This window comes from Bacillota bacterium, assembly GCA_036504675.1.
Classification (GTDB): Bacteria; Bacillota; Sulfobacillia; order JAJYWN01; family JAJZPE01; genus DASXUT01.
Map to the genome: position 1 here is coordinate 19,373 of DASXUT010000017.1, position 9,264 is coordinate 28,636.

The 9,264-nt window shown below is 65.8% G+C and carries 10 protein-coding genes; 4 read left to right on the forward strand and 6 right to left on the reverse strand.

The window, feature by feature from the left end; genetic code table 11:
- Positions 1–275: 275 nt before the first annotated feature.
- The 4 genes from glnA to VGL40_01270 all read right to left on the reverse strand — a co-directional run bounded on the left by glnA (position 276) and on the right by VGL40_01270 (position 4,196).
- The gene (glnA, locus tag VGL40_01255; GenBank protein ID HEY3313897.1) at positions 276–1,763 is read right to left on the reverse strand and encodes a type I glutamate--ammonia ligase; all 1,488 of its coding nucleotides are present in this window, start codon (positions 1,761–1,763) and stop codon (positions 276–278) included.
- Entirely contained in the window at positions 1,760–2,233 is a 474-nt protein-coding gene (locus tag VGL40_01260) for a MerR family transcriptional regulator (GenBank protein HEY3313898.1), read from the reverse strand. Before VGL40_01260 ends, glnA begins: the two co-directional genes overlap by 4 nt.
- Positions 2,234–2,376: 143 nt before the next feature.
- Positions 2,377–3,351 carry a Na/Pi symporter gene (locus tag VGL40_01265; protein HEY3313899.1) on the reverse strand — a complete coding sequence of 325 codons (975 nt, stop codon included), beginning with the start codon at positions 3,349–3,351 and terminating at the stop codon, positions 2,377–2,379.
- Positions 3,352–3,377: 26 nt separating this feature from the next.
- Positions 3,378–4,196: an Asp23/Gls24 family envelope stress response protein gene (locus VGL40_01270; GenBank protein ID HEY3313900.1), complete on the reverse strand. Its 819-nt coding sequence runs from the start codon at positions 4,194–4,196 to the stop codon at positions 3,378–3,380.
- A 224-nt stretch (positions 4,197–4,420) separates the two neighbouring features.
- Between VGL40_01270 and asnB the strand changes: the two genes are divergently transcribed.
- The gene (gene asnB / locus VGL40_01275) at positions 4,421–6,265 is read left to right on the forward strand and encodes an asparagine synthase (glutamine-hydrolyzing) (GenBank protein HEY3313901.1); all 1,845 of its coding nucleotides are present in this window, start codon (positions 4,421–4,423) and stop codon (positions 6,263–6,265) included.
- A gap of 12 nt (positions 6,266–6,277) precedes the next feature.
- Here the strand turns inward: asnB and VGL40_01280 are convergent, their stop codons facing one another.
- Positions 6,278–7,147: a 3-hydroxyacyl-CoA dehydrogenase family protein gene (locus VGL40_01280; GenBank protein HEY3313902.1), complete on the reverse strand. Its 870-nt coding sequence runs from the start codon at positions 7,145–7,147 to the stop codon at positions 6,278–6,280.
- On the opposite strand from VGL40_01280, the gene VGL40_01285 reads away from it, so the two are divergent.
- From VGL40_01285 to VGL40_01295, 3 genes are all read left to right on the forward strand, one after another.
- Positions 7,128–7,298 carry a hypothetical protein gene (locus VGL40_01285; GenBank protein HEY3313903.1) on the forward strand — a complete coding sequence of 57 codons (171 nt, stop codon included), beginning with the start codon at positions 7,128–7,130 and terminating at the stop codon, positions 7,296–7,298. The genes VGL40_01280 and VGL40_01285 overlap by 20 nt on opposite strands.
- Positions 7,299–7,432: 134 nt before the next feature.
- Positions 7,433–7,690 carry a hypothetical protein gene (locus tag VGL40_01290; protein HEY3313904.1) on the forward strand — a complete coding sequence of 86 codons (258 nt, stop codon included), beginning with the start codon at positions 7,433–7,435 and terminating at the stop codon, positions 7,688–7,690.
- A gap of 5 nt (positions 7,691–7,695) precedes the next feature.
- Positions 7,696–8,370 (forward strand): LCP family protein, encoded by a 675-nt coding sequence (locus tag VGL40_01295; protein HEY3313905.1) that lies wholly within the window; start codon positions 7,696–7,698, stop codon positions 8,368–8,370.
- A 209-nt stretch (positions 8,371–8,579) separates the two neighbouring features.
- Here the strand turns inward: VGL40_01295 and VGL40_01300 are convergent, their stop codons facing one another.
- Positions 8,580–9,014, reverse strand: coding sequence for a response regulator (locus VGL40_01300; protein ID HEY3313906.1), 435 nt, complete (start codon positions 9,012–9,014; stop codon positions 8,580–8,582).
- Between the last annotated feature and the right edge of the window lie 250 nt (positions 9,015–9,264).

Consider the following 9,264-nt stretch of genomic DNA (forward strand, 5'->3'; position numbering starts at 1 on the left):
CCCCGGCTGCTCTGGCGGGGGTGCACCCTTAAGTATTCGGCCCGAAAGGGGTTTTCCCTTGTGACCGGGCGCCGCCGGCGCTGGAATGGCCTCCCGGGAGCGCCGCAGGTTCGTTGAGTAGCTTCCCCGGCGGTCGGTTTTTGACTCGGCGCAGGGCGGGCGGCCACAAAAGGAGGAGCGGGGCCAGATGGCCCCGCCCTGATGATATGGGGGGGGAAATGCGCTTGTGGTGGGCGGCCGGACGTCGGTTCGCCCGGCCCGACCGTCTGGCCGATCTAGAGGTCGAAGTACATATGAAATTCGTAGGGGTGCGGCCGGACCCGGATCGGCTCGGACTCGGCCCGCTTGGTCTCGATCCAGGCCTGCAGGAGCGCGGGGGTGAAGACATTCCCCTGGAGGAGGAAATCGTGATCCTTCTCGAGCGCGTCGAGGGCCTCGTCGAGGGACCCCGGCACGCTCTTGACCTGCGCCTTCTTCTCCTTGGGTAACTCATAGATGTTGAAGTCCATCGGCCCGAAGCCGGCCTCGACGGGGTCGATCTTCCGCTCGATGCCGTCGATGCCGGCCATCAGCATGGCCGCCAGAGACAGGTAGGGATTGCATAGCCCGTCGGGCGGCCGAAACTCGACCCGCTTCGCCCCGGCCGATTCATGGTACATCGGGATGCGCACGGCGGCGCTCCGGTTGCGCTTGGAGAAGGCGATGTTGACCGGGGCCTCGTACCCCGGAACCAGGCGCTTGTACGAGTTGGTCGTCGGGCTGGTCAGGGCCAGGAGGGCCGGGGCGTGGGTGAGGAGCCCGCCGATGTAGTAGAGGGCGGTCAGGCTCAGCCCGGCGTAGCCCTTGACGTCGGCGAAAGTCGACCGGCCGTCCTTCCAGAGGCTCTGGTGGACGTGCATCCCGCTGCCGTTGTCGCCGAAGAGCGGCTTGGGCATGAAGGTCGCCGTCTTGCCGGCCCGGTGGGCCATGTTCCTGACGACGTACTTGAAGGTCATGATCTTATCGGCCGTGGCCTGCAGGGAATCGTACCTGAGGTCGATCTCGACCTGGGCGGCGGTGGCCACCTCATGGGTATGGGACTCGATCGTCAGCCCCAGGTCCTCCATCTGCCGGACCATCTCCGACCGCAGTTCGCAGGTGTGGTCGTGGGGCGGGGTCCGGTTGTATCCGCCCTTGGCGTGGACCTTCGAGCCGAGGTTCTTCCCCTGCCCGTTGCCGTTGCCGGTGTTCCAGGCGGCCTCTTCGGCGTCAAAAGAGTAGGAGGCGGAGTTCGGGCCGTTCTCGTAGCGAATGTCATCGAGCAAGAAGAACTCAGGCTCCGGGCCCCAATAGCTGACGTCGGCCAGGCCGGTCGAGCGCAGGTAGGACTCCGCCCGCGCGGCCGTCAACCGAGGGTCCTTGGCATACCCCCGGCCTGAGGCGGGGCCCATCCCCGGCTCGCTGATGTCGCAGATCAAGCTCAGCGTGGGCTGGGCGAAGAAGGGGTCGATGACGGCCGTCCGCGGGTCCGGGACGAGAAGCATGTCACTCTCATCGATGGTCTGGAAGCCGCGCACGCTGGAGCCGTCAAATCCGACTCCGCCGGTGAACATCTCCGGGCTCAGTTCGGACACGGACAGAGTCTTGTGTTGCCAGGCGCCGATGAGGTCGACGAACTTCAGGTCGATCAGGCGGATGTCCCGCCGCTCGGCCAGGGTCAACACGTCGTCGATGCTCTCCGGCCGCTCATCCGACCGACCGGCGAGTGACTTCTCCGCTCTCATGGACCTCGCTTCTCCTCCCTTGGCTTGGGAAAGGACCCTGTTCCCGCCGGGGCGGCGGGGGGCCTCGTCGGGCTCGCCGCCGGCCGGTCCACGACCTCGTAGAGCTCGGCCTGGTTGGACACCGGGTAGACGGATTTCAACCCCCGGACCATCGAACCGCCAGTCCGGCTCTCGTTGCGGGCGGCGATCGTGCTCATCTCGGTTGACTTGCCTGCCCTGGCCACGGCCGCTTGCTCCTGCTGGCGCAGGTAGGTCCGGACGCTGCTCAGGGTCATCCCCTTGTCGAGCATCTCCTTGACCTGCTTCAGCCGTTCCATGTCCGATCCTGAGTACAACCGTTGCTTACCAAGCGTGCGTTTGGGTTTGACCAACCCCATCTCGTCGTAGTACCGGATCTGGCGGCCGCTCAGTCCGGTCAATTCCTGGACGACTCGCATGGGGTAGGCGGGCGTACGCCGGTCGATATCCACCCGGGGTCCCTCCTTGGAAACTAATATATGTCGGGCGGGCCGTTTTGTCAACGTTATGTGAGGTTTCCTTACATCGACTTAACATGGGCGGATAAGCTGGGGGTTTATCGGAGACTGGGATGGGCATACAGGACCGTGAAGCGTCAGCGAGATCGCGGGCCACGCGGGCGGCGACCCCGGCCCACCCCGTTCGCCGGGACGACCCGTTTGGCCAAAGCCACGATCTGCGGGGCGAAGGGCAAGAGGATGACGCCGCTGACGAAGTTGAAGAAGGTATGGGCGTTGGCCACCTGCCGCGCGGGCTCAATCGCCCCCAGGGTCGAGAGAGGGGCGATCCACCGGCTGATGACCAGGAAGCCGACCGCGCCGAGGACATTGAGGAGGAGGTGGCTGACGGCCGCGCGGCGGGCCGTCAGGGACGTGCCCAGGCTCGAGAGTAGGGCGGTTACGCAGGTCCCGACATTGCTCCCGAGGACGGCCGGGAAGGCCACGAAGATGTCGATGAACCCCTGGGCGGCCAGGACTTCACACAATCCGACGACCACGGCCGAGCTCTGGACGAGGGCGGTCAGGAGGGCGCCAAAGAAGAAGGCGACCACCGGAACGGTCCCGTAGGCCGTCAGGAAGCGGCCGAACCCTGGGTGCTGGTGTAGCGGGATGAGGGCGGCCGAGACGGCGGTCAGGCCGGCGAAGATCAAACCCGCGCCGGCCACGGCCTCCCCCAGCCGCTTCTGGGACTCGCTCCGGCCGAACAACCTGATCAAAGCCCCGACGAGGATGGCCAGGTATGAAAAGCCGCCCACTCGGAAGGCGATGAGTTGGGCGGTGATGGTTGTCCCGAGATTGGCCCCCATGATCACCCCGACGGCCTGCTCCAAAGTCATCGCGCCGGCGTCGACCAGGCCAACGACCATGACCGTCACGGCGGTGCTGCTCTGTACGAGGGCCGTGACGACGGTCCCGGCGGCGACCCCCCGGGTCAGGGTGCCGGCGAGGACCTGGATGACCGGCTTCAGCCGTTCGGCGGCCACCTTCTCGAGTCCGTCGCGCATGGTGGCCAGACCGAAGAGGAAGAGGCCGAGCCCGCCGGTCAGGGCCAGCCAGGATTGGCTGTCCAAAGCGGTGGGAGAGGAGCCTCCTTTAGCTACCCCACACTGAGGTGACGGGCGACGACGTTGACCTCGAGGACGTTGAGGGCGGTCATGTACTCGACCACCTCCTTCACCTGGCGCTGGGCGTGGCGGAGGACGTCCTCGATCGGCGGGCCGTACTGGACCGAGGTGTCGATGTTGATGACCACCCCGTCGAGGTTGGATTCAACGTGGCACTTGGTGATCCTGGTGATGCCGGGGCAGAGCTTGCAGGCCTTGGCGGCAATGGTCATGACCACGACGTCCTCGATGGTGAAGCGCCCCAGAGACGAGAAGGTCGGGCGGACGACGGACTTCTCGAAGCTCACCGGGGTCTCGCGGGCCGCCCGATTGCGGGCGAACAGCTTCAGCGGGTCGACCATGTATCCCGAAAAGGTCTTCTTGACTTCCAGGGTGGGGACGGGGATGACGTGCTTGCCCTGTTCCCGACGGATGCGCTTGGCCCTTCGGATCTGGCCGGGGGTGGCGATGTCGTCGATCTTCAGGATCTTCTGGGGCTCCGGCAGGCTGAGGGTCTGGGCGATCCGCCTGACCATCTCGTCGGAGGTCCCGAGGATGAGGAGACTGGTCGGGTCGATCTCTCGGATCTTGTCGCGGACCTCGATGACGTGGTCCGGGTCGATGAACAGGGCCCGCTTGGCCGCGCCGACCTTGGTCTCCTCGCGCTTGGCCGACTGGCCGGCGAGGATCTTGCTCTCCTGGATGAGCAGGCCGTCATCGATGATTAGATCGATATCGTAATCGTAGGCCACCAGTTGGGCGTGGTGACTCTTGCCCGTCCCGGCCGGTCCCACGAGGGCGTAAACCTCCAAGCGGTAACCCCCCTTAGCCTAGGCATAAGTATATTCGGCCCGGTGGAGCGTTATCCTGCCCGGATGGTTTGTCCTGCTGGGGCCGTGTGGGTCGCGGCGGCGCCGACCGACTGAGCAGCGTCGGGCGACCCTGTCAACTATGCGTCATTTCCCTGACCAGGGACAAACACAAAAGGCCCCACCCCGCCATAGGATGCTACCGGTCAGAGCGGGAGGGATCGCGGGTGTGTGGGATCACGGGTTGGGTTGATTTCGGGAGGGACCTCACCGAGCAGCGTCCGGTGATCGAGGCCATGGGAGCGACCATGGCTCATCGCGGCCCGGACGCCTCGGGGAGCTGGGTCTCGCCGCGGGCCGGTTTGGCCCACCGCCGCCTGGTCGTCGTCGACCCGGAGGGCGGGGCGCAGCCGATGGTCAGGCGGCGCGGCGAGCGGACCTATGTCATGGTCTACAACGGAGAGCTTTACAACACCGAGGACGTCCGGAGGGAATTGGCCGTCAGGGGTTGTACTTTCGAGGGCTACAGTGACACCGAGGTCCTCCTCCTGGCCTTCATCGAGTGGGGGCCGGAGTGCCTCGGGAAGGTCAACGGGATCTTCGCCTTCGGGGTCTGGAGCGAGGCCGACCAGTCGCTCTTCCTGGCCCGCGACCGCCTCGGGGTGAAACCGCTCTTCTATGCGGAGCGCGGCCGGGCCTTCCTCTTCGCCTCGGAGATGAAGGGCATCTTGCGCAACCCGGCCTTCGAGCCGGCCATCGGGGCCGATGGCCTGGCCGAGGTGATGTGCGTCGGGCCGGCCAGGACGCCCGGGTTCGGGGTCTTTCGCGGGATGAAGGAACTCAGGCCGGGACGCTACCTCACTTACGACCGGCGGGGCACCTGCGTCCGTCGTTACTGGGGCCTGGAGAGCCGACCCCACGAGGACGACCTGCCAACCACCTTGGCCAAGGTCCGCGGGCTGTTCGACGACACGGTCGTCCGCCAATTGGTCTCCGACGTCCCGGTCTGCACCCTGCTCTCGGGAGGGCTCGATTCGAGCGCGGTGACGGCCACCGTCGCCGGGACCTACCGGGGCGACCACCATGGTCCGCTGGACACCTACTCGATTGATTACGCCGGCAACGATCACCACTTCAAGGCCAACGAGTATCAGCCGGACGCCGACGGGCCCTGGGTCCGCCGGGTCTCCGAGCTGTTCGGGACGACCCATCACTACGTCACCATCGACACGCCGGAGCTGGTCGCCGCCCTCAAGGACTCGGTCCGGGCCAACGACCTGCCCGGCTTCGCCGACGTCGACGCCTCCCTGCTTCTCTTCTGTCGCCAGGTGAAGCGGGGGGCGACGGTGGCCCTCTCCGGCGAGGCCGCCGATGAGGTTTGGGGTGGCTACCCGTGGTTCAGAAACCCCGAGGCCCTGGGGGCCCGGACCTTCCCCTGGGCCCGCGCGACCGCGGTCCGGGCCGGGCTCCTGGCCCCGGACGTGGCCGCCTGGGTGAGGCCGGTCGAGTACGTCGCCCGCCGCTATGCGGAGGCTCTCGAGGAGGTTCCCCGACTGCCGGGCGAGGACCCGGCCGCCACCCGCCTGCGCGAGGTCTTCTACCTCAACATCACCCGCTTCATGCCGACCCTCCTCGACCGCAAGGACCGGATGAGCATGGCCAGCGGCCTCGAGGTCCGCGTCCCCTACTGTGATCACCGGCTGGTCGAGTACGCCTGGAACATCCCGCCGGCCTTGAAGTTCTACGACGGGCGCGAAAAGGGGCTCCTCCGCCGGGCCGTCCTGGGCCTCTTGCCCGAGGACGTCGTCTACCGGAAGAAGAGCCCCTATCCAAAGACCCACAATCCATCCTACCTGGCGGCCACCAAGGCCTGGCTGCAAGACGTGCTGGGTGACCCGGCTTCGCCCCTGCGGCCGCTGATCGACTTGAAGAAGGTGCGGGAAGTCGTGGCCACCGACGGCACGTCCTTCGGGACCAGTTGGTTCGGGCAGCTCATGGGCGGGCCGCAACTCTTCGCCTACCTGGCCCAGGTTGACTATTGGATGAGGGAGTACAAAGTCAGGGTTGGGTAGGCGGGAGGGTGCCTACGCCCTGTATTCGTACCAGCCCCGCCCGGTCTTCCGACCGAACTGCCCCTTGGCGACCTTCTCGACGATGAGCGGGCTGGGCTTCTCCTTGGGGTCGCCGGTCTCGATGTAGCGCTCCATGGCGATGTCGTAGTGAAGGTCGATGCCGGTCAGGTCCATCAACCGGAAGGGGCCCATCGGGTGGCCGAGGGCCTTCTGGACGGCCGTGTCGATGTCCTCGGGCGAGGCCACCCGCATCTCGGCCAGCCACATGGCCTCGTTCATGAGGGCGAGGAGAATGCGGTTGACCAGGAAGCCGTAGACCTCCTTCTTCAGCAGGACCGGCGTCTTGCCCATCTTCCTGGCCACATCTATCGTCAGGCCGGCGGTCTCGTCCGAGACGCGCGGTCCCTGGACCACCTCGACCAGCTCCATGACCAGGGCCGGGTTGAAGAAGTGCAGGTTAACCACCTTGTCCGGCCGCTTCGTCACGTCGGCGATCTTCGAGCCGACGATGAAGGAGCTGTTGGTGGCCAGCACGACCTCGGGCCGGCAGATCCGATCGAGCTCGGCGAAGACTTGCCGCTTGAGCTCGATCCGTTCGAGGATGGCCTCGATGACGAAGTCGGCTCCTTCCGCCGCCTTGGCCAGGTCCGCGGTGTGACTGATCCGCTGGGCCGCCCCCTTGGCCTGTTCCTCGGTGAGGCGACCTTTCTTGACCCGCCCGGGCAGGTACTCGGCGGTGAAGGCGACCGCCTTGGCCACCATCTCCTCCTTGACGTCCATGTTGACGACCTCGAAGCCGTGGATGGCCGCGTTGAGGGCGATCTGAGAGCCCATGTTGCCGCAGCCCAGGACGCAGACCTTCTTGATCTCCTCGATCCGCATCGGCGAAGACCTCCTCGGTTGGTTCTTCGGATTGGATGAGCGGCGGCAGCCGTGGGCCTCGGGACGTTCGCTGGCCGTCGCGCTCTATGGCGAATATTTCGCCACAGCGGGGCTTTCCCCTTTCGTTGCCCTTGCCCGGTTCTTTACATAATGTTAATCTTCGCCCGCCCTGCTCTGCGCCATAATAGTGGTGGCAAAGGCGACGAACTTCTCTACTCTCACACCCTCCCGGAAAGACCGCCCTGGGGCGGTTTTTCCGTCTCCGGGTCTAAGGAGCTGACCGATTTGAGGCTGATCAATCTGGTTACCCGCCGTCGTCTGCTCGTCGGCGTCTTGACGGTCCTGGTCGCCGGGTCGACCGTCTGGGCCTGGGCGGCGGCAACCGGGCGTGGTCCATCGACAGTCGGCCGAGGGGCGGTGGCTGGGAGCTCGGCCACTCCGACTGAGACCGCTTCCCCCGGGGACGTTCCCGCCCGGACGATCAACATTCTCTTCATGGGGGTCGACCAACGAACCGGCGACGTCGGCGCGGTGACACGTTGATTTTGATGAGCCTGAATCCGACCCTCAAAGACGTCCGCCTATTGGACATCCCCCGCGATACCCGGGCCGAGCTCCCCGGCCACGGAGTCGACAAGATCAACGCGGCCTATGCCTTGGGCGGCGCGGCCCTGGCCAAAGCGAGCGTCAGCAAGCTCCTCGGCGTGCCGATCGACTACTACGTCAAGATCGACCTGACCGGGGCGGCCAAGCTGATTGACATCCTCGGCGGCGTCGACCTGACCATTGACCGGCCGATGGACTACGATGACCCGGCCCAGGACCTCCACATTCACCTCTCACCCGAGCCCCAGCATCTCGACGGAGAGCAGGCCATGGGGTTCGTCCGTTGGCGGTCGGACGGCCTCGGCGACATCGGACGGATCAGCCGCCAGCAGCAATTCATCAAGGCCATCGCCGCTCAGGTGATGACCCCGGCGGTCCTGCCGAGGATCCCGGCCCTCATCGCCAAAGCGCGGAAGTCGGTCACCACCGACATCCCCCTCGGCCTGCAGGTGTCGATGGTCATGTCCGGCTACAACTCATACCAGAATGGGCTGACCACCGAGACCCTGCCGGGCACGGCCCAGTACATCGACAACCTTGGCTATTGGGTGCCCGACCAGGGAGCAATAGCCGACCTCATGGCCGAGTGGTCCAATTCGGCTCAAGCGAGGTCCTGAGGATCGCTTGCCAAGTCGCCAAAGAGGAAGCCCAGGAAACGGGCAATCCCGTGCTCCTGGGCTTCTTCATCTTCCTTAGCGGTTTGATGCTCGGGGTCTAAGGCCGCCCAGTCCACTCGGGGATCCGAGGAATCGGCCGGCGTCTTGATAGAAGTTCATGATCCCCCGGCAGATGGCTTGAGCCAGGGAGCGCTGAAAGTCTGGGTTCGTCAGCCGTTTCTCATTGGACGGGGTCGATAGGAATGGGCGAGGTCGCCGGCTGCTCCGCCCATGGCAAGAGCGGCCTTGATCTTGGCGTGGAGTGCTTCCAGGTTGACCGGCTTGGTGATGTAGTCATCGCCGCCGCTCTCGAGGCCCAGGACTTGCTCCATGTCGCCGGCCCTGGCCGATAGAAAGAGCACCGGCACCGACGAGTGGCGGCGGATGGCCCGGGTCAAGTGGAAGCCGTCTTGAAAGGGGAGGTTCACGTCCATCAGCACCAGGTGCGGTTGCTGTTCAAGAAAGGTCCGCTCCACTCGGGTGAAGTCGGCCACCCTTGCGACGTCGTAGCCGTACATGGCCAGATCCTCGCGATGGCGCCGACGATGGTTGCGTCGTCTTCGACCAGCATGATGCGGTTGGTCATCGTATTCCCCGCTGACCAGTCAACATTTTGACGACCGGGGCGGATGACCTGCCGAGGCCCAGCGTGAATGGGCTTATCGTGGCCGGAGCCGCGGGAGACCGGGGCCTCCTCGCCTGACGTCGCTGCCCCTCTCTCCCTCCCCCCGCACCATTCCCCCTGTCCGCCCGTACAATGTTGGGCGGGTGACCCATGGGGAAACGGGCGTCCGGCCCGGTCGGAGCGGGGACGGCCACCTGTCGGAACCGAGGCGGCTCAGGCCGCACGCTGTC

What these genes read in the sequence shown, in the direction of transcription:
- VGL40_01280 (HEY3313902.1), bottom strand. Translation starts at nt 7,147, where the DNA reads ATGCGGATCGAGGAGATCAAGAAGGTCTGCGTCCTGGGCTGCGGCAAC.
- glnA (HEY3313897.1), bottom strand. Translation starts at nt 1,763, where the DNA reads ATGAGAGCGGAGAAGTCACTCGCCGGTCGGTCGGATGAGCGGCCGGAG.
- VGL40_01295 (HEY3313905.1), top strand. Translation starts at nt 7,696, where the DNA reads ATGAGCCTGAATCCGACCCTCAAAGACGTCCGCCTATTGGACATCCCC.